The 23,515-nt window shown below is 70.8% G+C and carries 18 protein-coding genes; 8 read left to right on the forward strand and 10 right to left on the reverse strand.

Translation table 11 applies throughout. From position 1 onward, the window contains the following. Nucleotides 1–15: 15 nt before the first annotated feature. The 3 genes from AB3X08_RS04510 (at nt 16) to AB3X08_RS04520 (ending at nt 5,248) form a co-directional block, all read left to right on the forward strand. Complete coding sequence (locus AB3X08_RS04510; RefSeq protein WP_369936520.1) at nt 16–699, forward strand: response regulator transcription factor; 684 nt, start codon at nt 16–18, stop codon at nt 697–699. Nucleotides 700–716: 17 nt separating this feature from the next. After that, nucleotides 717–2,090: an ATP-binding protein gene (locus tag AB3X08_RS04515; protein WP_369938420.1), complete on the forward strand. Its 1,374-nt coding sequence runs from the start codon at nt 717–719 to the stop codon at nt 2,088–2,090. A 131-nt stretch (nt 2,091–2,221) separates the two neighbouring features. Next, complete coding sequence (locus tag AB3X08_RS04520; RefSeq protein ID WP_369936522.1) at nt 2,222–5,248, forward strand: two-component regulator propeller domain-containing protein; 3,027 nt, start codon at nt 2,222–2,224, stop codon at nt 5,246–5,248. A gap of 380 nt (nt 5,249–5,628) precedes the next feature. On the opposite strand, the gene leuB is transcribed toward AB3X08_RS04520, so the two are convergent. The 10 genes from leuB to AB3X08_RS04570 form a co-directional block, all read right to left on the reverse strand. Continuing rightward, nucleotides 5,629–6,723, reverse strand: a complete 1,095-nt coding sequence (leuB, locus tag AB3X08_RS04525; protein WP_369936523.1) for a 3-isopropylmalate dehydrogenase — start codon at nt 6,721–6,723, stop codon at nt 5,629–5,631. Next, the gene (gene leuD, locus AB3X08_RS04530) at nt 6,713–7,291 is read right to left on the reverse strand and encodes a 3-isopropylmalate dehydratase small subunit (protein ID WP_369936525.1); all 579 of its coding nucleotides are present in this window, start codon (nt 7,289–7,291) and stop codon (nt 6,713–6,715) included. Before leuD ends, leuB begins: the two co-directional genes overlap by 11 nt. Further along, complete coding sequence (locus AB3X08_RS04535; protein ID WP_369936527.1) at nt 7,291–7,473, reverse strand: hypothetical protein; 183 nt, start codon at nt 7,471–7,473, stop codon at nt 7,291–7,293. The genes leuD and AB3X08_RS04535 overlap by 1 nt, the downstream gene beginning before the upstream one ends. After that, nucleotides 7,473–8,888, reverse strand: coding sequence for a 3-isopropylmalate dehydratase large subunit (gene leuC / locus AB3X08_RS04540; RefSeq protein WP_369936529.1), 1,416 nt, complete (start codon nt 8,886–8,888; stop codon nt 7,473–7,475). The genes AB3X08_RS04535 and leuC overlap by 1 nt, the downstream gene beginning before the upstream one ends. 82 nt (nt 8,889–8,970) lie before the next feature. Beyond that, entirely contained in the window at nt 8,971–10,530 is a 1,560-nt protein-coding gene (locus AB3X08_RS04545; RefSeq protein ID WP_369936531.1) for a 2-isopropylmalate synthase, read from the reverse strand. Beyond that, entirely contained in the window at nt 10,527–11,633 is a 1,107-nt protein-coding gene (locus AB3X08_RS04550) for a threonine dehydratase (RefSeq protein ID WP_369936532.1), read from the reverse strand. The genes AB3X08_RS04545 and AB3X08_RS04550 overlap by 4 nt, the downstream gene beginning before the upstream one ends. 195 nt (nt 11,634–11,828) lie before the next feature. After that, complete coding sequence (locus tag AB3X08_RS04555) at nt 11,829–12,077, reverse strand: ACT domain-containing protein (protein WP_369936534.1); 249 nt, start codon at nt 12,075–12,077, stop codon at nt 11,829–11,831. Next, nucleotides 12,061–13,782, reverse strand: a complete 1,722-nt coding sequence (gene ilvG / locus AB3X08_RS04560; RefSeq protein WP_369936536.1) for an acetolactate synthase 2 catalytic subunit — start codon at nt 13,780–13,782, stop codon at nt 12,061–12,063. The genes AB3X08_RS04555 and ilvG overlap by 17 nt, the downstream gene beginning before the upstream one ends. A 43-nt stretch (nt 13,783–13,825) precedes the next feature. Continuing rightward, a complete protein-coding gene (ilvC, locus tag AB3X08_RS04565; RefSeq protein ID WP_369936538.1) occupies nt 13,826–14,836 on the reverse strand; it encodes a ketol-acid reductoisomerase in 1,011 nt (336 codons plus the stop codon). Nucleotides 14,837–14,956: 120 nt separating this feature from the next. Beyond that, a complete protein-coding gene (locus tag AB3X08_RS04570; RefSeq protein ID WP_369936540.1) occupies nt 14,957–15,361 on the reverse strand; it encodes a hypothetical protein in 405 nt (134 codons plus the stop codon). Here AB3X08_RS04570 and AB3X08_RS04575 point away from each other — a divergent pair. From AB3X08_RS04575 to ggt, 5 genes are all read left to right on the forward strand, one after another. Next, nucleotides 15,360–15,995: an ECF-type sigma factor gene (locus AB3X08_RS04575; RefSeq protein ID WP_369936541.1), complete on the forward strand. Its 636-nt coding sequence runs from the start codon at nt 15,360–15,362 to the stop codon at nt 15,993–15,995. The two genes, AB3X08_RS04570 and AB3X08_RS04575, sit on opposite strands and share 2 nt — an antisense overlap. Next, a complete protein-coding gene (locus AB3X08_RS04580) occupies nt 15,992–18,736 on the forward strand; it encodes a tetratricopeptide repeat protein (protein WP_369936543.1) in 2,745 nt (914 codons plus the stop codon). Before AB3X08_RS04575 ends, AB3X08_RS04580 begins: the two co-directional genes overlap by 4 nt. 67 nt (nt 18,737–18,803) lie before the next feature. After that, the gene (locus AB3X08_RS04585; protein WP_369936545.1) at nt 18,804–19,784 is read left to right on the forward strand and encodes an AraC family transcriptional regulator; all 981 of its coding nucleotides are present in this window, start codon (nt 18,804–18,806) and stop codon (nt 19,782–19,784) included. 200 nt (nt 19,785–19,984) lie between these two features. Next, a complete protein-coding gene (locus tag AB3X08_RS04590; protein ID WP_369936546.1) occupies nt 19,985–20,815 on the forward strand; it encodes an AfsR/SARP family transcriptional regulator in 831 nt (276 codons plus the stop codon). 946 nt (nt 20,816–21,761) lie between these two features. After that, nucleotides 21,762–23,477: a gamma-glutamyltransferase gene (gene ggt / locus AB3X08_RS04595; RefSeq protein ID WP_369936548.1), complete on the forward strand. Its 1,716-nt coding sequence runs from the start codon at nt 21,762–21,764 to the stop codon at nt 23,475–23,477. Nucleotides 23,478–23,515 lie beyond the last annotated feature (38 nt).

The raw sequence follows: 23,515 nt of genomic DNA on the forward strand, positions 1-23,515 counted from the left end.
CCCACACTGGTCCACATGCGCATCTTGCTGGTCGAGGACGATCTGTCGCTGGGCGAAGGCATCCGTACCGCGTTGCGCCGCGCCGCCTATTCGGTGGACTGGGTGCAGGACGGCGCGGCGGCGCTGATCGCGATCGGCGATGGCGGCATCGACCTGGTGCTGCTGGACCTGGGCTTGCCGCGCATGGACGGGCTGGAGGTGATCCGGCAATCGCGCCAGGCCGGCACCGACGTGCCGATCCTGGTGCTTAGCGCGCGCGAGCGCCCGGCCGACCGCGCGCTGGGCCTGGACCTGGGCGCCGACGACTACCTGGGCAAGCCGTTCGACACCACCGAACTGCTGGCGCGTACCCGCGCGCTGCTACGGCGTAGTGCCGGGCGCGCCACGCCGCAGCTGGAGATCGGCGCGCTTTACTTGGATCCGGAGCGGCTGGCGGTGCGCTGGCGCGGACGCTCGCTGGACCTGACCCGGCGCGAATTCGCGCTGCTGTGGCTGCTGGCCGAGCGCCACGGCCGCGCCATCGCGCGCGAGGCGATCCAGCAGCGCCTGTACGGCTGGGACGAGGACGTGGCCAGCAATGCGGTCGATGTGCACGTGCACCAGCTGCGGCGCAAGCTCGACCCGGCGTTGATCCGTACCGTGCGCGGGGTCGGCTATGCGCTGGACGAACAGGCCGCGGCCGCGGTGACGGCGCCATGAGTTCGATGCGGCGGATGCTGCTGGGCGGTCTGCTCGGCGTGGTGACCCTGGTGTTCGCGGCGGCCGCACTGCTGAGCTATCGCGCCGGCCTGCAGGAAGCCGGCGAGATGTTCGATGCCAAGCTGGTGCAGTCCTCGCGGGTGCTGATGAGCCTGGTCGACGAGCCGCTGGACGAGCTGGCCCGGCTCGGCCCGACCGGCGAGCCGATCGTGATTCGCGGCTGGCACGGCCAGGCGCAGGGTGTGGGCGAGGCGCTGGCGTTCCGCACCGGCCACGCCTACGAAAGCAAGCTGGCGTTCCAGGTCCGCGACGCGCGCGGCCAGTTGCTGTTGCGTTCGGACAGCGGGCCGACGCAACAACTGGCGCCGCTGGTCGCCGGCTACGCCGACGTGACTCTGGATGGCCGCCGCTGGCGCACCTTCAGCCTGCATTCGGCGGGCGGGCGCTGGTTCCAGACCGGCGAGCAGGCAGACATCCGCCAGGAGCTGGCCGAAGACATCGCGCTGGGCACGGCCTTGCCGCTGCTGCTGGCGCTGCCGGTGCTGGCGTTGCTGGTGTGGGCAGTGGTGAACTGGGCCAGCCGCGCCTTGAGCCGGGTCTCGCAGGCGATCGGCGAGCGCGACCCGCAGCGGCTGGAACCATTGCCGCTGCACGGCGTGCCGCGCGAGATCCGTGGGCTGGTGGCCGCGGTCAACGACCTGATGCAGCGCCTGGAGGCGGCGCTGGCGCGCGAGCGCCGCTTCATCGCCGACGCCGCGCACGAACTGCGCACCCCGATCGCCGCGCTGAAGGTGCATGCCGACAATCTGGGTCAGGCCCGCGACGCGGTCGAACGCGACGAATCACAGCGGCACCTGGATGCCAGCGTGCACCGGGCGGAGCGGCTGGTCGCGCAGTTGCTGACGCTCAGCCGGGTCGAACCGGGTGCCGCCGAGCCGGCACAGGAACGGTTGGCGCTGGACGGCCTGGTCGCGCTGCAGGTGGACGACGCGCAGCCGCTGGCGGCGCGGCGCCAGCAGCGGCTGCGGATGCTGTGCAACGACCCGGTCATGCTGCTCGGCAACGAAGCGGGCCTGTCCGCGCTGGTGCGCAATCTGATCGACAACGCCGTGCGCTATGCGCCGCAGGGTGGGCAGGTGGAAGTGGCGCTGCGTGGCGACCAGGCCTGCGCCTGGTTCACGGTCGAGGATTCCGGCCGGGGCGTCGCCGAGGCGGCGCGCGAGCGCGTGTTCGAGCGTTTCCACCGCGAACTCGGCAGTGGAGTGGAAGGCAGTGGACTCGGCCTGGCGATCGCGCGCGAGGTGGTGAACGCGCACGGCGGCGACATCGTGCTCGATGCCTCGCCGACGCTGGGCGGGCTGCGGGTCAGGGTGCGCCTGCCGTTGCGCTGAGCGGCGGGCCGGACTGCCAGCGTTCGGCAATGTGAGGAACGTCCTGACATCGGCGGCGAACATGGAGTGATAAATTGGCTTCTCGTGCGGTTCGGAGCCGCATGCCGCCGAGAGGCATGATTCGGGAAGCAATGAAGCAGGGGGACCATCGTCACACTACCATCGGCAGCGCGTCCGCGTTGCGGCAACGCCTGCGCGCTCGCATCGGCGTCATCGGTGTATTGCTGATGTTGTGGTGCGCCTGCTGCGCGGCAGGGACTGCCCTGGCCCAGGCCACGCTGCCGCTGACCGCGCGCAGCGTCACCGACCGCCCGACGGTGGTGCGCTGGACGATGGACGAAGGCCTGCCGCACAACCTGGTGCATGCGCTGGCGCAGGACCGCGACGGCCTGCTCTGGATCGGCACCTGGGAAGGCGTGGCGCGCTTCGATGGCCGCGCCTTCACCGTGTTCGACCGGCAGAACACGCCGGGCATGGAGATGTCCGGCGTGTTCGCGATCGTGCCCGAGCGCGACGGCGGGGTGCTGGTCGGCACGGCCTACGACGGCGTGTTCCGCTACGCGGGGGGCGCCTGGGAACATCTGGGCGATGCGCGTGCGCAGCGGCTGCAGGTGGCGTCGATGCTGCGCGCCCGCGACGGTGCGCTGTGGGTCGGCAGTGAGGACGGCTTGTTCCGGATCGAGGCCGATGGCCGCCTGAGCGCGGCCGGCGCCGCCGCCGGGCTGCCGAAGGCCCGGGTCGCGGCGCTGCTGCAGCAGGCCGACGGCAGCGTGCTGGTCGGCACCGCGCTGGGGCTGTTCCGCCTCGACCCGGCGACGGGCCGCGCGCGGCGGTGGGGCCGTACGGACGCGATGCGCACGGCGCCGGTCCGGCGGCTGAGCCGCGATCGCGACGGCGGCTTGCTGGTCGCCGGCGACGCCGGGGTGTTCTGGCTGCACGCCGACGGCGCGCTGCAGTGGTTGCGCCAGGGCCAGCGCGTGGATGCCGCGTTGCAGGACCGCCAGGGCCAGGTGTGGACCAGCCTGTCCAGCGGCCAGTTGCTGCGGCGCTCGCCGAGCGGCGTCAGCGAGGAAATGCTGTCGATTTCCGGCGTGGTCAGCCCGGCGCTGATCGAGGATCGCGAGGGTCTGATCTGGGCCGGCAGCACCGACGGCCTGTTCCGCGTCGCCGCCGGCGACGCCGGCGGCTTGACCCGGCGCGACGGCCTGGGCGGCGACTACGTGCGGGTGGTGCAGCAGAGCGCCGATGGCGCGGTCTGGATCGGCCATGCCGCCGGCCTCGACCGCTGGCAGCACGGCCGCATCGCCCCGGTGCGCATCGCCGCCAGCGGCCGCGATCCGTCGGTGCTGGCGCTGGCCGCGGCCCACGATGGCGGCATGTGGGTCGGCACCTACAACCAGGGTGTGCTGTTGCTGGCGCCCGACGGTGCGGTCCGGCAACGGCTCGGGACCGGGGCCGGCATCCCGCAGGCCATGGTGCGGACGCTGTTGCAGGATGCGGACGGCGGATTGTGGGTCGGCGGCAATGCCGGCCTGGCCTACCGCAACCGTAGCCGCACCCGTCTGTACACGCTGGCCGATGGCCTGCCGGCGCTGCAGGTGCAGGCGCTGTACCGCGATCGCGCCGGCGTGCTGTGGATCGGCACCAGCGGCGGCATCGCGTCGCTGTCGGCCGACGGCACGCTGCGCGGGTGGCCGGCCGGCGCCGCGTTCCCCGCGCACAACGCGTTCGATTTTCTGGAGGACGCCGACGGCGCGCTGTGGATCGGCAGCGACCGCGGCCTGCTGCGGCTGCGCGACGGCCGCTTCCGCATCTACGACCATCGCGTCGGGCTGCCGCGCGACAAGCTGTTCCGGGTCATCGACGATGGCCAGGGCCATCTGTGGGTGACCAGCAACCAGGGCGTGTTCCGCATCGCCCGCGACAGCATCGCGCAGCTGGATGCCGGCCGCCGCACGCAGTTGGCGGTGGACGTGGTGGATCGCAGCGACGGCATGCCCGGCAGCCAGGGCAACGGCAGCAGCGCGCCGGCCGGCTGGCTGGGCCGCGACGGCATCCTGCTGATCCCGACCTCCGCCGGCCTGGCGCTGATCGATCCGGCGCTGCCCAGCCGGCGTTCGCTGCGCGCGCCGTCGGTGGTGATCGAGCGGCTGCAGGTCGATGGCCGCGAGCAGCCGCTGCGCGCCGACTACCGTTTGCACGGCAGCGTCGGCCGGCTCAGCGTCGATTACGCCGGGCTGAGCTTCCGCTCGCCGGACAAGATGCGCTACCGCTATCGCCTGCACGGCTTCGACCGGCAGTGGATCGATGCCGGCAGCAGCGAGGAGGCGGTCTATACCAACCTGCCGCCCGGCGACTACCGGCTGGAAGTGCAGGCGACCACCAACGCGATGGACTGGTCGCGCAGCGATCTGGTCGGTCGCGCCGCGCTGCAGCTGGACCTGGTGCCGCCGTTCTGGCAGCGCGGCGCGTTCGTGGTGATCGCGGCGATCGCGTTCAGCGGATTGCTGCTGTGGTGGTACCGCGGCCGCAGCCATCGCTACCTGCGCCGCCAGCGCCGGCTCAACCGCATCATCGCCGAGCGTACCCACGAACTGCGCGCGAAGAACCTGGCGCTGAAGCTGGCCGATCTCGAACGCGAGGAGCTGGTGCGCAAGCTCGCCCACCAGGCCGGCCACGACGCGCTGACCGGGCTGCCGAACCGGCGTACCGCCGATCCGCACCTGACCGCGGCGCTGGAGCACGCGCGGGCCATGCAATCGCCGCTGTGCGTGGCGCTGCTGGACATCGACAACTTCAAGCGGATCAACGATAGCCACGGCCACGAGATCGGCGACGAAGTGCTGCGCCGGGTCGGCGAGGTGCTGCGCGCCACGCTCGGCGAACTCGCGTTCGCCGCGCGCCATGGTGGCGAGGAGTTCCTGCTGGTGCTGCCGGGCCTGGACCGCGAACAGGCGCGGGCGCGGCTGGACGACCTGCGCCGCCGCGTCGCCGCGATCGTGGTCCACGACGTCGATGGGCGCACGGTGCAGTGCACGGCCAGCGTCGGTTTCGCCTGCGTCAGCCCGGCGCTGCAGACCCGGCGCGAATTGCTGGTGCTGGCCGACCAGCGCCTGTACCAGGCCAAGCACGAAGGCCGCGATCGGGTGATCGGGTAGCGGGGCGGAGTAGCGGGCGTGCGTTGCAGCGCCTGCATCGCGCCGCATGTTTGGTAGCGAGCGCGGGCGATGACTGCATCGTCTGGACTGAAGTCCCTTCACCGTGCGTCGAGCCGGCGTGCCACCAGCCCGATGGGGCTGGCTGCGGTCGCGACGAGCCACGCAGTGATGTATCGCGTGGACCGCGTCGGGACTGAAGTCCCTCCCACAGTGCAGTCCGTGGGAGGGCCGCAAGCCTTATGCAGTGCGGCTTCAGTCGAAACGAAGGGAGTGGTGGGCGATGCCGGCTCCGGCGGCCGCCGTCATCGAACTGCGGCCGCCGGTGCGTTTCCCGCATCCCGGCGCTGCGCAGCCGCATGGCTGGCAGGCCGGTGTGCCGCTCAGTCGTGCGCTTCCTCGGCCGGCACCGAGCCGTGCGCCTGCAACTGCTCCACCACCGCGCGCGCGGCCGCATTGGTGGAAATGCCGTGGCCCGGGGCGGCGAGGTCGGCGGTGAAGGCGTGCGCGTGGAGCGCGGCGTCCACCGCCTGTTCGATCGCCTCGGCTTCGGCGTTCAGGCCCAGCGAATGGCGCAGCAGCAGCGCGGCGCTGAGAATGGTGGCGTAGGGATTGGCGATGCCCTTGCCGGCGATGTCCGGCGCCGAGCCGTGGATCGGCTCGTACAGGCCGATGCGGCCTTCGCCCAGCGAGGCCGACGGCAGCAGGCCGAGCGAACCGGCGAGCATCGACGCCTCGTCGGTGAGGATGTCGCCGAACATGTTCTCGGTGACGATCACGTCGTACTCGCGCGGCTTGGCCAGCAGGTGCATCGCCATCGAATCGACCAGCTGGTGTTCCAGGCGCACGTCCGGGAATTCGTCGCGGCCGATGCGCGTGGCCACGTCGCGCCATAGCCGCGAGGTTTCCAGCACATTGGCCTTGTCTACCGAAGTGACGTGATTGCGGCGTTGTCGGGCCAGGCGGAACGCGCTGCGCAACACCCGCTCGATCTCCTCGACGCTGTAGCGGCACAGGTCGCTGGCGTCGGTGGCGGTGCGGGTCTTGTCGCCGAAATAGATGCCGCCGGTCAGCTCGCGTACCACCACGATGTCCACGCCGGTGAGCAGGTGCGGCTTGATCGGCGAGGCGTCCAGCGCCGCCGGATGCGGCTTGACCGGGCGCAGGTTGGCGAACAGGCCCAGGCCGCGACGGATCGCCAGCAGGCCCTGCTCGGGGCGGATCTTGGCGTTGGGGTCGGACCACTTCGGCCCGCCGACCGCGCCCAGCAGCACCGCGTCGGCCTGCTGGCAGGCGGCCAGCGTCGCCGCCGGCAACGGCTCGCCGTGGCGGTCGATGGCGATGCCGCCGATGTCGTGTTCGTGGAATTGGAACGTGTGCTGGTAGCGGCGGGCGATGGTGCGCAGCACCGAGACCGCGGCGGCGGCGACTTCGGGGCCGATGCCGTCGCCGGGCAGGATGACGATGTCAGCGTGCATGGGTGGCCTCGTACTGTTCGATGGCGGGTTGGCGCAGCAGCAGGTAGCCGAGTTCGTCGACGCCTTCGAGCAGGCAGGTCTGCGAGAACGCGTCGAGCGGGAAGATGTAGACGCGGCCGTCGGGCGTGCGTAGTTCGCGCGCGGCCACGTCCACGGTCAGCTGGTCGTCCGGGCGCTGCATCAGGGTCTGCACGTCGGCCTCGTCCAGCACGATCGGCAGCAGCCCGTTCTTCAGGCTGTTGTTGCGGAAGATGTCGGCGATCTCGCTGCTGACGATGGCGCGCAGGCCCAGGTCGGTCAGCGCCCACGGCGCGTGCTCGCGCGAGGAGCCGCAGCCGAAGTTGCGCCCGGCCAGCAGGATCTGGCGGCCGGCGTTGTGCGGTTGGTTGAACGCGAACTCCGGGTTCGGCGTGCCGTCGGCCTGCCAGCGCCAGTCGTTGAACGCGTTGCGGCCGAGACCGGCGCGCTCGGTGGTGGACAGGAACCGCGCCGGGATGATCTGGTCGGTGTCGATGTTGGTCTGGCGCAGCACCACGCTGGCCGAGGTGAGGGCGGCGAATCCGGCCATCAGCAGGTCTCCTGTGACACGGTGGCGGGGTCGGCGACGGCCGCATCGGGCACTGTCGCCGGCGGCAGTGCCGCGGTGGGGACGTGCGGCGGCAGCAGCGGCTTGCCGCGATGGGCGAAGGCGCGGGTGGTGGCGGCGACGAAGGTCAGCGTGGCCGCGAACGCGGCGATGTGCGGGACCATCACGCGACCTCCGCAAACAGCGTGCGCGGGTCGCTGACCTTGCCGTTCACCGCCGCCCAGGCCGCGGTCATCGGCGACGCCAGCAAGGTACGCGAACCGGGACCCTGGCGGCCTTCGAAGTTGCGGTTGCTGGTGCTCACCGCCAGTTGCCCCGGCGCGACCAGGTCGCCGTTCATCGCGATGCACATCGAGCAGCCGGATTCGCGCCACTCGGCGCCGGCGGCGCGCACCACCTCGTGGATGCCTTCGGCCTCGGCCTGGCGCTTGACGATCTCCGAGCCGGGCACCACCAGCATGCGCACGTTCGGCGCGACGCGGCGGCCGCGCAGCACCTGCGCCACTTCGCGCATGTCGCTGAGCCGGCCGTTGGTGCACGAGCCGACGAACACCACGTCCACCGGGGTGCCGATCAGCGCGTGGCCGGAGGCGAAGTGCATGTAGTCCAGGCCCTTCTGCGCGGCCGCGTCCTGTGCCGCCGGAATCGGCACGTCCACCGCGATCGCGGTGCCTGGGTGGGTGCCCCAGGTCAGGGTCGGGCGGATGTCGCGCGCGTCGATGCGCACCTCCACGTCGAAGCGCGCACCGTCATCGCTGCGCAGCTGCGACCAGCGCTGCACCGCGGCGTCGAGCTCGGCGCCCTTGGGGCCGCGCGGGGTGTTGGCCATCCAGTCGAAGGTGACCTGGTCGGGCGCGACCATGCCGGCGCGCGCGCCGGCCTCGATCGACATGTTGCACAGTGTCATGCGCTGCTCCATGTCCATCGCGGCGATGGTGGAGCCGCGGTACTCGAGCACGTGGCCGGTGCCGCCGTTGACCCCGATCACGCCGATGATGTGCAGGATCACGTCCTTGGCGCCGACGCCGGGCGCCAGCGGCCCGTCGACGGTGATCGCCATGGTCTTGGCCTTGCGCTGCAGCAGGCATTGCGTGGCCAGCACGTAGCCGACCTCGCTGGTGCCGATGCCGAACGCCAATGCCCCGAACGCGCCATGGGTGGAGGTGTGGCTGTCGCCGCAGACGATGGTCATGCCGGGCTGGGTGAAGCCCTGCTCGGGCGCGATCACGTGCACGATGCCGCGGTTGTCCGAGCCCATGTCGAACAGCTCGATGCCGTAGTCGGCGCAGTTGCGCGCGAGCATGTCCACCTGCGCCTCGGAGGCCTTGGTGTAGTACGGCAGCTTGCCGTCGGCGCCGCGCGGCAGGGTCGGCGTGGAATGGTCCATCGTCGCCTTGGTGCGGTCGGGACGGCGCGGCTTCAGGCCGCGCGCCTTGAGTTCGGTGAACGCCTGCGGCGAGGTCACTTCGTGGATCAGGTGCAGGTCGATGTACAGCACCGCCGGAGCGGTGTCGCTTTCGGGGACGACGACATGCGCGTCCCACAGTTTGTCGTACAGGGTGCGGGGGGTCGAAGACATTACGGGACTACCTGGCAGGGACGCTGGGCAAGGAGGGGAAGCTGGAAAGGGTGCATCGCGACGATGACGGCGGCGTGGCCGCTCAGGCGGCCGCCGTCGCGGCGTCGGCCGGCGCGCCCTGGCGCTGGCGCAGCACGCGATTGGCCACGTCCAGCCAGGCCAGCGCGCTGGCCTCGATGATGTCGCGGCTGGTGCCGCTGCCGTCGTATTCGATCTCGCCGTGGCGCACGCTGAGGTTGGCTTCGCCGCGCGCGTCGGCGCCGATGCCGACGCTGTGCACCTGGTAGCTGTCCAGGGTCAGCTGCACGCCGGTGGCCGCGGCCAGCGCGGCGAACAGCGCATCCACCGGGCCGTCGCCTTCGGCGCGCTCGCTGACCCGCTGGCCGTCCGGATCGGACAGCTCGACCTGCGCGCTGGCGCGCTGGCCGCGGTCGCTGACGGTCATCGACGACAGCCGGTAGCCCTGGCTCTCCGGCGCGTCCTGCATCATCGCCTGCAGGTCGGCGTCGTTGACCACGCGCTGCTGCTCGCACAGCGCCTTGAACGCCTCGAACGCCAGGTTCAGTTCGGCCTCTTCCAGCACATAGCCCAGCGCGCGCAGGCGCTGTTCGACCGCGGCGCGGCCGCTGTGGCGGCCCAGCACCATCTGCGAGGACTCCCAGCCCACGTCTTCCGGACGCATGATCTCGTAGGTGCCGCGGTGGCGCAGCATGCCGTGCTGGTGGATGCCCGACTCGTGGGCGAAGGCGTTGCCGCCGACGATCGCCTTGTTGCGCTGCACCGGCATGCCGACCAGCCGCTGCAGCAGCTGCGAGCTGGCGACGATGCGCTGGGTGTTGATCGCGGTGTCGATCTCGTAGAACGCGTTGCGCACCTTCAGCGCCATCGCGATCTCTTCCAGCGCGCAGTTGCCGGCGCGCTCGCCGATGCCGTTGATGGTGCATTCCACCTGCCGCGCGCCGCCTTCCACCGCGGCCAGCGAGTTGGCCACGGCCAGCCCCAGGTCGTTGTGGCAGTGGGTGCTGAATACCACGCGGTCGGCGCCGGGCACGCTGGCGATGATCCGCGAGAACATGCCGCGGATCTCCTCGGGCGTGGTGAAGCCGACCGTGTCGGGCAGGTTGATGGTGGTGGCGCCGGCGGCGATCGCCACCGCGCTCACTTCGGCCAGGAAGTCTTCCTCGGTGCGGGTGGCGTCCTCGGCCGAGAATTCCACGTCGTCCACGTACTGGCGCGCCAGCGACACGTGCTTGCGCACCGATTCCAGCACCTGCTCGCGGCTCATCCGCAGCTTGTGCTCGCGGTGCAGCGGGCTGGTCGACAGGAACACGTGCAGGCGCGGCTTGGCCGCCGCCTCCAGCGCGCGCGCGGAGGTCTCGATGTCGGCGGCCAGGCAGCGCGACAGCACCGCCAGGGTCGGCTCGCGCAGTTCGCGGCCGATTAGCGCCATGGCCTCGCGGTCGGACTGCGAACTGGCCGGAAAGCCGGTCTCGATGATGTCCACGCCCAGCTCGGCCAGGGCGCGCGCCATGACCAGCTTCTGCGGCGGGGTCATGCTGCAGCCGGGGGATTGCTCGCCGTCGCGCAGGGTGGTGTCGAAAATGCGGATGCGGGGGGTCTGGGAAGAAGGAGAAGTGTTCACCAGATGGTTTCCTCTACGGCGGCGGTGGCTGGCGGATGGGAGAGCGAAGACGCGGGGCGAGCGGGAGCGGGCGGGGCGGCGGCACGTTGGTTGCGAAGTCGCTCGGCATTGCGGCGGCGCGGCTTGCGTGGCGCGCGCGGGCGCACCTCCGACAACAGCGTCGCCAGCACGCCGGCGTCGATGTTGCCACCGGACACCACCGCGCATTTGCGCTTGCCGGCGACGCGGCGGCCGGCCGCCAGGGCCAGCGCGCCGGCGCCCTCGGCGATGACGTGCTCCTCCAGCGCCAGGCGGACCAGCGTTTCGCGCAGTTCCGCCTCGCGCACGATCACCACGTCGTCGAGCAGGCTGGCGCACAGCCGGCGGGTGATGAACCCGGGGATTTTAACCTTGACGCCGTCGGCCAGGGTGGGTACCGGGTCGATCGCGCGCAGATCGCCGCGGACCGCCCGTGCCATCGAATCCACGCCCTCGACCTGGGCGCCGACGATGCGCACGCCCTGCGAGCGCAGCGCCAGGGCCACGCCGGAGGCCAGGCCGCCGCCGCCGATCGGCACGATCACCACGTCCGGGGCGTGCGCGGCCAGCTCGATGCCGACCGTGCCCTGGCCGGCGATCACGTCCGGGTCGTCGAACGCGGACAGGAAGCGGTAGCCATTCTGTTCGGCCAGTTCGCGGGCGAAGGCGTAGGCCTCGTCGTAACTGTCGCCGTGCTGGCGCACGGTGGCGCCCCAGTGGGCGACGCCGGCGATCTTGGTCTGCGGCGCGCCGTGCGGCATCACCGTGATCGCCTGCACGCCCAGCCGGTGCGCGGCCCAGGCCACGCCCTGCGCATGGTTGCCGGCCGAGGCGCAGATGATGGTGCGCTCGTCGCCGCGCTCCAGCCCGGCCAGCAGCGCGTTCAGCGCGCCGCGCACCTTGTAGGAGCCGGTGCGCTGCAGGTTCTCCAGCTTCAGCCACACGCCGAAACGCTCGGCGTAGTGCACCGGCGTCGGCGGCAGGTAGCGGCGCAGCCGCGCCTGCGCAGCCAGCACGTCGGCGACGCTGACCGCTACGTCGCCTACGTCGGGCTCCTGCGGGGCGGGGCGGCCGCGGTCAGGCATGGAGATGCCGGGATTTGGGATTGGGGAGTGGGGATTCGACATGCGAATCCTGTGCCCGAAGAAGAAACCTCCGTGGAAGAAGACTCCTCCGTGAGATGGCATAGCGCTGGCGGATCGCCGGCGCGGCAGCGGCGACGGCGCAGCCGTCGGCGGGCTTGCCGAATCCCGAATCCCGACTCCCGAATCCCGGCCTCGTCATGGCACCACATCCAGCGCGGTGACCCGTACCGACTCGCAGTCGTACACCTTTTCCATCTGCAGCCGCAGGCTCTCGCCGGGGCGAGTGCCGTCCACCACCATCTGCAGGTGCCAGCGGCCGGCGTCCTCGGCGACCGGCGCGCCGCTGATCGAGATCGGCGCGAAGCCGCGCCGTTCGGCCATCCCGATCGCGCGCAGCAGTGCGCCGTCGATCGGTTTCAGCACCAGGTCAAGCTGGTATCGCATGGGGGATCTCCTGGCGCTGGGTCGCGGGGTTGCTCTCCAGCATGGTGCTGTTGGCGGTGTTCGGCGGCACCAGCGGCCACACGTTGGCGCGCGCGTCGATGGCCACATGCAGCAGCGCCGGACCCGGCTGCGCCAGCAGTTCGGCCAGGCCGTCCTCGACCTGGCCGCGCGCGGTGATGCGCTTGGCCGGGATGCCGAACACCTGCGCCAGCGCGGCGAAGTCCGGGTTGTCGGACAGGTCGATCTCGCTGTAGCGCTCGGCGAAGAATAGTTCCTGCCACTGCCGCACCATGCCCAGCGAACTGTTGTCCAGCAGCACGATCTTCACCGGCAGCTTGCAGCGCGCGATGGTCACCAGCTCCTGCACGTTCATCATGAAACTGCCGTCGCCGCTGACCAGCACCACGGTGCGGTCCGGGCAGGCGAACTGCGCGCCCATCGCTGCCGGCAGGCCGAAGCCCATGGTGCCCAGCGCGCCGCTGGTCAGGTGGTTGCGCGGATGGTTGAAGCGGCAATGCTGCGCCACCCACATCTGGTGCTGGCCGACGTCGCAGGCGATCACGGTATCGGCCGGGGCCAGCTCGCTCAGCCGCTTCAGCAGGCCGGGTGCGTAGATGTCCTCGCCCGGCGCGTCGTAGCGCGCGCCGAATTTTTCGCGATGGCCGATGCAGCGCGCATGCCACGCCTCGCAGGTGCTGGTCGCCGCGCTCAGCGCGCGCAGCGCTTCGGCCACGTCGCCGGGCACGGCGATGTCGGCCTGGCGCAGCTTGGAGATCTCGCAGGCGTCGGCATCCAGGTGGATGACCCGCGCGAACGGGGCGAACTCGGCCAGCTTGCCGGTCGCCCGGTCGTCGAAGCGCGCGCCGACCACGATCAGCAGGTCCGACTCCTGCACCGCCATGTTGGCGGCGCGGGTGCCGTGCATGCCGAGCATGCCCAGGTAGTGCGGATGCCCGTGCGGCAACGCGCCCAGCCCGCGCAGGGTCAGCACGGTGGGGATGCGGGTGGCGTCGACGAAGTGGCGGAACGCGTCCACCGCATTGGCCAGGGCGATGCCGCCGCCGCCGTAGATCACCGGCTTGTCGGCGCCGGCGATCGCCGCCAGCGCGTCGGCCAGGGCCGCCGCGTGCGGTGCCGGCGGTGTCGGCACCGCGGCCGGCACGTGGTCGGGCAGGTGCGAGGCGTCGGCCAGCTGCACGTCCTTGGGCAGATCGATCAGCACCGGTCCCGGACGCCCTTCGCGGGCGATGCGGAACGCGTCGCGCAGCACCTGCGGCAGGTCGTCCACACGGCGCACCAGGAAGCTGTGCTTGACGATCGGCAGGGTCAGCCCGAACACGTCCAGTTCCTGGAACGCGTCGGTGCCCAGCAGCGGCGTGGCGACCTGCCCGGTCAGGCAGATCATCGGCACCGAATCCAGCATCGCATCGGCGATGCCGGTGACCAGGTTGGAGGCGCCCGGGCCGGACGTGGCGACGCAGACCCCGACCCGCCCGCTGGCGCGGGCGTAGCCGTTGGCGGCCAGCGCCGCGCCCTGCTCGTGGCGGACCAGGATGTGCTTGAGCTGGCTGTCTACCAGCGCGTCGTAGAACGGCATGATGGTGCCGCCCGGATAGCCGAACAGCGTGTCCACGCCTTCGGCTTCCAGGGCCTGCGTCAGCCAGCGCGCGCCGTTGCGGGGCGTGCCGTGAGCGGAGGAGTTCATACGGTGGCGACCTTTCGGTGGAAGCGGGTGGGGGAGCCGCGGGTTACGCGGCTTGCTGGCCGGTCGCGGCCGGCTTGGCGGCAGCGGCGTCGTTGCTCAGCCAGACCATCTTGGCGCGCAGCTGCTTGCCGACCACTTCGATCGGGTGCTCCAGATCGGCCTGCTTGAACTTGGTGTAGTTCGGCAGCCCGGCGTTGTATTCGGCCACCCAGTTCTTGGTGAAGGTGCCGTTCTGGATATCGGTCAGCACGTCGCGCATGCGCTCCTTGGTGGCCGCGTCGATCACGCGCGGGCCGCTGACGTAGTCGCCGTACTGCGCGGTCTCGGAGACGAACTCGAGCATGCGGGTGATGCCGCCTTCGTAGAACAGGTCCACGATCAGCTTCAGTTCGTGCAGCACTTCGTAGTAGGCGATTTCCGGCTGGTAACCGGCTTCCACCAGCACTTCGAAGCCGGCCTGGACCAGCGACGAGGCGCCGCCGCACAGCACCGCCTGCTCGCCGAACAGGTCGGTCTCGGTCTCTTCCTTGAAGGTGGTCTTGATCAGGTTGGCGCGTGCGCCGCCCAGGCCGGCGGCGTACTCGAGCGCGAACTGCTCGGCCTTGCCGCTCTTGTCCTGGTACACGGCCCAGATGCACGGCACGCCGCGGCCGATCTCGTACTCGCGGCGCACCAGTGCGCCCGGTCCCTTCGGCGCGACCAGCACCACGTCCAGGTCTTCGCGCGGCTTGATCATGTCGAAATGCACGTTCAGGCCGTGCGCGAACAGCAGGCAGGCGCCCTGTTTCATGTTCGGCGCCAACACCTCGTCGTACAGCTTCTTCTGCACCATGTCCGGGGTCAGTACCGCGACCAGGTCGGCGTCCTTGACCGCGTCGGCGGGGCTCTTCACCACGAAGCCGTCGGCCTGCGCCTTGGCTTCGGTCGGGCCGCCCGCGCGCAGGCCGACGGTGACGTCGAAGCCGGACTCGCGCAGGTTCAGCGCGTGCGCGCGGCCCTGGCTGCCGTAACCGACGATGGCGATCTTGGTGGTGGGCTGTGCGGAACTGGTCATGGGGCGAATTTCCTCGAAGCGTGTGGGTAGGAAGGGAAGCGGGTGTTTCGCGGTTACTAAAATGAAAAACCCCGCGCCGTTGCCGGTGCGGGGTCTGATCGAATCCAGGCTGCTTGTCGCTTACACGCCGGTTCGTCCCGCACTTGTGGGCGAGGTAATAAGCACGAGTACGAGGAGCGACGCGGCGGCGTCCGCGCGCAGCGCGGCGGGCAGGCGGGTCGGCTTCGGGCTGGTGTGGCGATGCAACATGCAGCGAGATAAACATGGCCTTTGCAGGGCTGTCAACCCTGCTGCCGCGTCGAAACCGCGAATGTGCCGAAAGCCGCACCAGCACAGCATCGTTACGCCTGAAACGGTGCGCGGGCACAGCGTCTGCGCGGCCGATTGCGCGGAAAATCGGCACCTCGCGCGCCTGCGACACGCTGTCAACTGGCGGTTGCCGTCCTGCGGTACTCTGGCGCGGTTGCCACGGCCCACGCCGTTGCCGGCCACCTTCAACCACTTCCGTTCGACGATCCGGCGCATGCATTCCGAATCTCTTCCCGTGGCGCTCGCTCCGCGCAAGCCCTCCGCGTCGGCCGTGGCCGAGAGCGGGCAGGTCACCGGTCTGCTGCAGCGCTGGCGCAGCGGCGACACGCAGGCCGAAGCGCGATTGCTGGAACTGGTCTATGCCGCGCTGCGCGAGATGGCCGCCGCGCGCATGGCGGTGCGCCATGGCGACGCCCTGCTGCAGCCGACCGCGCTGGTCCATGAAGCCTTGCTGCGCATGCTCGACGCCGACGTGGAGTACCGCGACCGGGTGCATTTCTTCGCCCTGGCCTCGCTGAAGATGCGCGCGGTGCTGGTCGATTACGCGCGCGCCAACCTGGCCGCCAAGCGTGGTGGCGGGGCGATGATGATGACCCTGTCGCATGCCGACCGCGATGGCGCCGCGCCCAGCGAGGAATACCAGGTGCTGGCCCTGCACCAGTCGCTGCAGCGCTTCGCCGATGTCGATCCGCGCGCGGCGCATGCGGTGGAGCTGGCCTACTTCGGCGGCATGACCCACGACGAGATCGCCTGCCTGCTCGAGGTGTCGGTGCCGACCGTCGAGCGCGACCTGCGCATCGCCCGCGCCTGGCTCAAGCGCGAACTCAGCGCCGATCCGGGCCGCCCATGAGCGACGAACGCTGGCAACAGGTACGCCAGCTGTTCGAATCGGTCTGCGATCTGCCGCCGGCGCAGTGGCAGCCGACCCTGGAGCGGCTCAGCCAGGATCCGGCGCTGGTGCAGGAAGCGCTGGCCCTGCTCGCCGCGCAGACCGTGCAGTTGCAGCAAGTGGCCGAACCGTTGCGGGCGTTGGCCGGACGCATGGCCGCGCCGGAACTGGGCGTGGGCGACCGGCTCGGTCCATGGCGGCTGACCCGCTTCCTGGCCAGCGGCGGCATGGGCAGCGTGTTCGTCGCCGAGCGCGCGGACGAGCAATATCAGCGGCAGGTGGCGGTGAAGCTGCTGCGCGGCCTGCCCGACGCGTTGACCGCGCAGCGGCTGGCGGCCGAGCGGCAGATCCTGGCCAGCCTGCAGCATCCCAACGTCGCGCGGCTGTACGACGGCGGCGCCACCCCGGGCGGGCAGCCGTACCTGGTGATGGAGTACGTCGACGGCGTCGCCCTGGATGTCTACCTGCAGGCGCGGGGCTTGGACCTTCCGGCGCGGCTGCAGCTGTTCCTGCGCATCTGCCGCGCGGTGCAGGCGGCGCACCAGCGGCTGGTGCTGCATTGCGACCTGAAGCCCGGCAACGTGCTGGTCCGCGCCGATGGCGAGCCGGTACTGCTGGACTTCGGCATCGCGCGATTGCAGGACGCGGCCGACGGCGCCGAGCGCGGCCGCTTCTGCACGCCGCCCTATGCCAGCCCCGAACTGCTGGCCGGGCAGCCGGTGGGCGTGGCCGGCGACGTCTACAGCCTGGGCGTGATGCTGATCGAAGTGCTGTCCGGGCAGCGTCTGCCGGCGCACGCCGGGGCCGGGGCGGCCTGCCCCGCACCCAGTGCGCTTGCGCAGCGGCCGGCGGCGCGCCGGCAGCTGCGCGGCGACCTGGATGCGATCGCGGCCAAGGCCTGCGCGCAGGATCCGGCGCAGCGCTATGCCAACGTCGCCGAGCTGGCCGCCGATCTGCAACGCCATCTCGACCGCCGCCCGGTACAGGCGCGTGGCGGCGGCCGCCGCTATGCGCTGACCTGCCTGCTGCGCCGCCGCTGGCGTGAAAGCGCGGTGGCCGCGGCGGTGCTGCTGCTCAGCGCCGGCTTCATGTGGCGCCTGCTGGAGACCCGCGCACAGGCGCAGCGCGAGGCGGCGATCGCGCAGCAGGTCAGCCAGTTCATGACCGCCGCCTTCGACGCCGCCGATCCGCGCAGCCGCGGCGCCCATGGCACCGAGACGATCAGCGCGCGGCAGGTGCTGGACAGCTGCGCGGCGCAACTGGACCAAGGCCTGGCGCAATCGCCGGCAGTGCGCGCGCGGTTGCGGGCCACGCTCGGTCGCGCCTACCTGAACCTGGGCGAGGACGCGCGTGCCGAGGCGCTGTTGCGTCAGGCCGCGCGCGAACTGCAGAGCGCACAGGTCGACGCGCCGGCATTGGCATCGCTGGCGCTCGGCGACCTGGCGGTGCTGCTGTCCAACAACGAGCGCGGCGATGCGCTGGCCGTGGCGAACGAGGCATTGCGCCTCGCCGAACGCAGCGGCGACCGCGACGCCCTGGCCAAGGCGACCAACGCGATGGGTCTGGCCTTGAGCCGCGTCGGGCGCGCCGACGAAGCCGTGGCGATGCTGCAGCGCTCGCTGGCATTGCGGATGCAGCCGGGAACGAAGACCGACGGCGGCCCGTCCTCGGTGATGCACAACCTGGGCCAGGTGTTCAAGGCCAAGGGCGATCAGGCGCAGGCCGAGCAGTGGTACCGGCGCGCATTGGCGCTGAAGGAACGCGAATCCGGCGTGCGCAGCGTCGACTACCTGCACAGCGCCGACGGCCTGGCCAAAGCACTGGCCGCGCAGGGCGAATTGCCCGAGGCGAGCGCGCTGATGCAGCGCAACCTGGAACTGGCGCGTGCGCTGTTTGGCGCGCAGAGTCCGCTGCTGGCCGATGCGGAGAACGAACTCGCGTCGGTGTACCAGGATGCCGGCGATTTCGCGGCGGCACGCACGCACTATCTGCAGGCGCTGGCGATGCTGCCAGCGCTGGGGTTGGCGCAAAGCGTCGATCATGCGCGCTATCTCAACAACCTGGCCACGCTGGAAGAATCGCGCGGCGATCTGGCCGCTGCCGAAGACCTGTATCGGCAGTCCTGGCAGATCCGCCGCCAGCGGCTGGACCCGGACAACCCGATGACGCTCAATGCCGAAAGCAACCTCGGCCGCATGCTGCTGCGCCAGGATCGGGTGGACGAAGCCGAGCCGCTGTTGCGACACGCCTACGAGGGCATGGCGCGGCAGTATCCGGTCGACCATCCGCGGCAATTGGTGCAGCGCCTGAACCAGGTGGAGCTGCGCATGCGCCGTGGCGAACTGGCGCGCGCGCAACGCGAGCTGGACGCGATACGGCCCGTGGCCGGCTGGCCTTCGACGCAGCTGCAGCGGCGCCGCGACATGTTGGCCGCGGAACTGGCGCAGCGCGCCGGCGACACCACCGCCGCGCTGCGCGGCTGGGAACAGGTGGTGCAGGCGGACCAGGCCGAACTGGGCGGCGCGGCGGTGCCGACGGCGATGGCGCGGGTGTCGCTCGCCGAAGCGCTGCTCGCCGCCGGCCGGCGCGAGGAGGCGCACGCGCAATTGCGACAAGCGCGGCCGGTGCTGGTCGCGCAACTGGCGCCGCAGGCCGAGTTGCTGCGCCGCCTGGATTCCGGGCAGGCGCTCGCTTCGCGCTGAGCGCGGCGGCGGGGATGCGCCGCGTCCGCGCAGCGCCGACAATGGAACGCCGTGCAAGGTGTTCGCCATGTCCCGTCCCGAAGACCAGCCGCCATCGCCGACAACCACCGATGCGGAGTGCGCCGCGCGCATCGCCTACGAATGGAGTCTGCTGGGCGATCCGCCGCCGGCCGCTGCGCCGCATCTGCGCCGCAAGGCGCCGTTGCCGATGCAGCTCGACGACGCGCGCATCGCCAGCGCGCTGCGGTTGATGGAGCGCAATCCGGCGGGACCGCTGTCGCTGGACGCGATCGCCGGCCATGTCGGCCTGAGCCCGTTCCACTTCCAGCGCACGTTTCTGGAGGCGATGGGCGAGACGCCCAGCGCGTACATCCGCCGCGTCCGCCTGGACCGCGCCGCGATGAACCTGGCGATGAGCGAGGCGCCGGTGCTGGAAATCGCGCTGACCTGCGGCTACGCCAGCCACGAGGCCTTCATCCGCGCCTTCCAGCGCCAGTTCGGGCTGGTTCCCAGCCAATACCGCGCGTTCGCCCGGCAGGTCTCGGTGGGCCCGGCACCCGGCGACGCCGAGCGGGCCGCACAGGCGCGGGTGGCGCGACACGGCGCACAGCGGCTGTTGGCGCTGCGCTTTTTCGGGCCATGGACCGAGGTGGAGACCTATTGGCAGCGCTTTGCCGACGTGCTGTGCTCGGCCGGAATCGATCCGCAGGCGTGCCAGCCGGTGGGCGTGGTCAAGGACACGCCGGAAATCACCGCGCCGGCGATGTTGCGTTACGACTGTGCCGTGGTCGACACCGGGTTGGACGTGGCCGGCACTGCGCTGACCCCGATCGAGTTCGAGCCGGGCCGCTATGTTTCGCTGCGCCATCAAGGTCCCTATGCCGAGCTGTTTCATAGCTACCGCGCATTGAGCTTCGCCTGGCTGCACGGCGCGGGGGAGACCTTCGCGGCCGATGCGACCGGCGGTTTCCAGTTCTTCCATCAGCCGCCCTGGCTGCACGCAGGTGGCGCCCACGATCTGGATCTGCGCCTGCCGCTGCAGGGCTGAGCGGGCGCCGAGCTCCTTGGCCGGGGCCGCCGACCGACCGCAAGTCCGATCAAGCCGACCGGCAGCGGCCTGGGCATAGTCGCGGCCGAGCGTGGCCCGGCGTTGCGGCGCCACGCGGGATACCCGGCGCCGCGTGCGCCGGTACGGCATCGGCGAGTTGCGCGGCAGCGACGGAGGCGAGGATGGACCGCTCGGGCAGCATGGCAGCGGAACCTGTCACGGACGGTGCGTGGACCTGCAGCGCCAGCGACGGCAGCGAAGGTCGCGCGGACGATGCGGCGTGCGCGCCCATCCGTCTGCTGGGAACGCCGGCATTGGGCGATCCGCTGCGCGCGGTCGGCCTGCGTTACCGCAAGGGCTGGGTACTGCTGGCGTACCTGGCGCTGGAGCGGCGCGCGCACCGGCGTGTGGCGCTGGCCTGGCTGTTGTGGCCAATGCTGTCCGAAGCCGCGGCACTGACCAATCTGCGCCAGGTGGTGGCCGACCTGCGCCGCGCGCTGCGGGCGATCGATCGCGATGCCTGGCTGTGGGGCACGCGCCACACCCTGGCGCTGGACCCGCAGGCCCGCTGCGACATCGATGCCCTGGACGTGCGCTGCACGTCTGCTGCGCTGGACGATGCGATGCTGGATGGCAGGCTTCTGGAGGGCGTGGAGATCGACGACGGCGCCGAGGCCCGGGCCTGGTTGGATGCGGCCCGGGTGCGTTGCGCAGCCTATGCAGCGCATCGCCTGGAGCGGCGTCGCGATGCCTTGCTCGGCGCAGCCCGGCCGGATCTGGCGATCGGTCTGGCGCGCCGGCTGCTGGCGGCGGATCCCTGCAATGAGCGCCATGCGCGCGCGCTGATGGCGACGTTGGCGGCGGCCGGCGCGCCAGACCTGGCGCGCTTGGAGTTCGAGCAACTGCGGCAGCGCCTGCGCAGCGAACTATGCGTTGCGCCGGCGCCGGAGACGCTGCAACTGGCTGCTGCGCTACGCGACGACCTGCGCGCAGATCGATCGCGCCAACTGCGGTCCTCCAGCACCCGATAGCCGACGGCGTCGGCGGGACCGGGCGCCGCCACCGGCGTATCGCGCGCCGGCACGTGCCGGCGGCGAGCCGCGAGCGGCAGGATCGGCAGCCGCCCGATGGGCACCTCTAATAACTCCATTGCGGAAGCTGCACGCTGCACGCTGCACGTGGCGATGGCGTGTCCTTTTTCCTGTCGCGGCTGAAGCCGCTCCTACAAGAGCACGGCGCGCATGTGTAGGAGCGGCTTCAGCCGCGACAGGAGAACGAAGTGGCCGTGATGCCAAGGCGTCCACGAAAAACGCGGCCGCAACGCCACCGTCTACCGCCAATGCGCCTTTGCCACTCCATGCCATCTCGAACGTATCGATGCCGAAACCTGCGGACTGGGCGTGTCGGCGTCTCGCAAGTGCATCGACATGCTTTTGGGGTTAATAGAGGTGCCCTATGTCGCAGCGATGCCTGGGCCGTCGCGGTCGGTGCCGTGGCTGCGGACACAGTACGTCGGCACATCGGTGGCGTTTCGCGCGTGCGCCGTGTTCGCGCAGGCGCGCGGCGCGGGCGCGGGCGTGGCAGGCGCCTGCGGCGCCAGCTCGACTGGCGCTTGCAACAGCGCGCGTACGCTTGCGCTGCACAGCGGCAAGCCGCTGATGGCGCCGCGCAATGCGGGCGAAGGCTCTGGGCCATGCGGCGCCGCCGGTTGTATGTAGGCGGCGTATGGCGCCGATGCGGTGGCGTTCGGCAGAAGCATCGCGGCAAGCAGCACGATGCTCCGAGGCTCTATTCCCTGCACGGCGCGACATTCCCCCGTGGCGAACCCGCGCCGGATGGCGCGGGTGCGCGGCGGCGCGCGCGGGACATGGATAGAGCGCCGCCGTAAGCGCTGCGTAAGAGACCGGCGCGGCCGCAGCTGCGCGTGCGGCCCCGCTCGGGTAGGGTGGTGCGGTATCCGCACTGAGGGGAAAGCGCATGTCCGTTTCGAAGTTGTCCGTTGCCTGCCTGGCGCTCGCGCTGGGCCTGCCATCGCTCGTCGCAGCCGCCGACCGCGTCACCGGCCAGGCGTTCGCCACGCGCTCGGAAGTGATCGCGCCGCACGCGATGGCCGCCACCTCGCAGCCGCTGGCCACGCAGATCGCGCTGGACACGATGAAGGCGGGCGGTTCGGCGGTGGATGCGGCGATCGCCGCCAACGCCGCGCTCGGCCTGATGGAGCCGACCGGCAACGGCGTCGGCGGCGACCTGTTCGCGATCGTGTGGGATCCGAAGACGCACAAGCTGTACGGTTACAACGGTTCGGGCCGTTCGCCCAAGTCGCTGACCCTGGCCGAGTTCCAGCGCCGCGGCTTGAAGGACATTCCGCCGACCGGGCCGCTGCCGGTGTCGGTGCCGGGCGCCGTGGACGGCTGGTTCGCGCTGCACGAACGCTTCGGGCGCAGACCGATGGCGCAGAACCTGGCGCCGGCGATCCGCTACGCGCGCGAAGGCCATCCGGTGGCCGAGACCATCGCCTATTACTGGGACCGCTCGGTGCCGCGACTGTCGCAGTACCCCGGCTTCAAGGAGCAGTTCACCATCGACGGCCATGCGCCGCGCAAGGGCGAACTGTGGAAGAACCCGAACCTGGCCAATACGCTGCAGCAAATTGCCGACGGCGGCCGCGACGCGTTCTACAAGGGGCCGATCGCGCGCACCATCGACGCCTATTTCAAGGCCAATGGCGGCTTCCTCAGCTACGACGACCTGGCCAGCCACCATGGCGAATGGGTCGAGCCGGTCAGCAGCAACTACCGCGGCTACGACGTGTGGGAATTGCCGCCCAACAGCCAGGGCATCGCCGCGCTGCAGATGCTCAACATCCTGGAGGGCTACGACTTCTCCAAGATCCCGTTCGGCTCGGCCGAGCACATCCATCTGTTCACCGAGGCCAAGAAACTGGCCTTCGCCGACCGCGCGCGCTTCTACGCCGATCCGGCGTTCCAGCCGGCGCCGCTGGCCAAGCTGATCTCCAAGGACTATGCCGCGCGGCGGCGCGCGCTGATCTCGATGGACAAGGCGCTGAAGGAAGTGCAGCCGGGCACGCCGAAACAGCTGGAGGAAGGCGACACCATCTACCTCACCGTGGCCGATGCCGACGGCATGATGGTGTCGCTGATCCAGTCAAACTACCGCGGCATGGGCAGCGGCATGGCGCCACCGGGGTTGGGTTTCATCCTGCAGGACCGCGGCGAGATGTTCGTGCTGAAGAAGGATCATCCCAACGGCTACGCGCCGGGCAAGCGCCCGTTCCAGACCATCATCCCGGCGTTCGTGACCAAGGACGGCAAGCCGTGGCTGAGCTTCGGCGTGATGGGCGGGGCGATGCAGCCGCAGGGCCACGTGCAGATCGTGATGAACCTGATCGATTTCCACATGAACCTGCAGGAAGCCGGCGACGCGCCGCGGATCCAGCACGAAGGCTCCACCGAACCGACCGGGCAGGCCACGGCGATGAGCGATGGCGGCGAGCTGAATCTGGAAACCGGGTTTTCCTACGATGCGATCCGCGCGCTGATGCGCAAGGGCCACCGCGTGATCTTCGCCGACGGCCCGTATGGCGGCTACCAGGCGATCGCCCGCGACCCAGCCAGTGGCGTGTACTACGGCGCCTCGGAAAGCCGCAAGGACGGGCAGGCCGCCGGCTACTGAGTCGGCGCCGCGACGGTTACGTGGACGGCGCGCGTGCA

The organism is Xanthomonas sp. DAR 34887 (genome assembly GCF_041245805.1).
Classification (GTDB): Bacteria; Pseudomonadota; Gammaproteobacteria; order Xanthomonadales; family Xanthomonadaceae; genus Xanthomonas_A; species Xanthomonas_A tesorieronis.

Excerpts from the sequence above, each read along its gene's own strand:
- AB3X08_RS04510 (WP_369936520.1), top strand. The coding sequence starts at position 16 with ATGCGCATCTTGCTGGTCGAGGACGATCTGTCGCTGGGCGAAGGCATC.
- AB3X08_RS04520 (WP_369936522.1), top strand. The coding sequence starts at position 2,222 with ATGAAGCAGGGGGACCATCGTCACACTACCATCGGCAGCGCGTCCGCG.
- leuB (WP_369936523.1), bottom strand. The coding sequence starts at position 6,723 with ATGCACGCTGACATCGTCATCCTGCCCGGCGACGGCATCGGCCCCGAA.
- leuD (WP_369936525.1), bottom strand. The coding sequence starts at position 7,291 with ATGGCCGGATTCGCCGCCCTCACCTCGGCCAGCGTGGTGCTGCGCCAG.
- AB3X08_RS04535 (WP_369936527.1), bottom strand. The coding sequence starts at position 7,473 with ATGGTCCCGCACATCGCCGCGTTCGCGGCCACGCTGACCTTCGTCGCC.
- leuC (WP_369936529.1), bottom strand. The coding sequence starts at position 8,888 with ATGTCTTCGACCCCCCGCACCCTGTACGACAAACTGTGGGACGCGCAT.
- AB3X08_RS04550 (WP_369936532.1), bottom strand. The coding sequence starts at position 11,633 with ATGCCTGACCGCGGCCGCCCCGCCCCGCAGGAGCCCGACGTAGGCGAC.
- AB3X08_RS04555 (WP_369936534.1), bottom strand. The coding sequence starts at position 12,077 with ATGCGATACCAGCTTGACCTGGTGCTGAAACCGATCGACGGCGCACTG.
- ilvG (WP_369936536.1), bottom strand. The coding sequence starts at position 13,782 with ATGAACTCCTCCGCTCACGGCACGCCCCGCAACGGCGCGCGCTGGCTG.
- ilvC (WP_369936538.1), bottom strand. The coding sequence starts at position 14,836 with ATGACCAGTTCCGCACAGCCCACCACCAAGATCGCCATCGTCGGTTAC.
- AB3X08_RS04575 (WP_369936541.1), top strand. The coding sequence starts at position 15,360 with ATGCATTCCGAATCTCTTCCCGTGGCGCTCGCTCCGCGCAAGCCCTCC.
- AB3X08_RS04570 (WP_369936540.1), bottom strand. The coding sequence starts at position 15,361 with ATGCGCCGGATCGTCGAACGGAAGTGGTTGAAGGTGGCCGGCAACGGC.
- AB3X08_RS04580 (WP_369936543.1), top strand. The coding sequence starts at position 15,992 with ATGAGCGACGAACGCTGGCAACAGGTACGCCAGCTGTTCGAATCGGTC.
- AB3X08_RS04585 (WP_369936545.1), top strand. The coding sequence starts at position 18,804 with ATGTCCCGTCCCGAAGACCAGCCGCCATCGCCGACAACCACCGATGCG.
- AB3X08_RS04590 (WP_369936546.1), top strand. The coding sequence starts at position 19,985 with ATGGCAGCGGAACCTGTCACGGACGGTGCGTGGACCTGCAGCGCCAGC.
- ggt (WP_369936548.1), top strand. The coding sequence starts at position 21,762 with ATGTCCGTTTCGAAGTTGTCCGTTGCCTGCCTGGCGCTCGCGCTGGGC.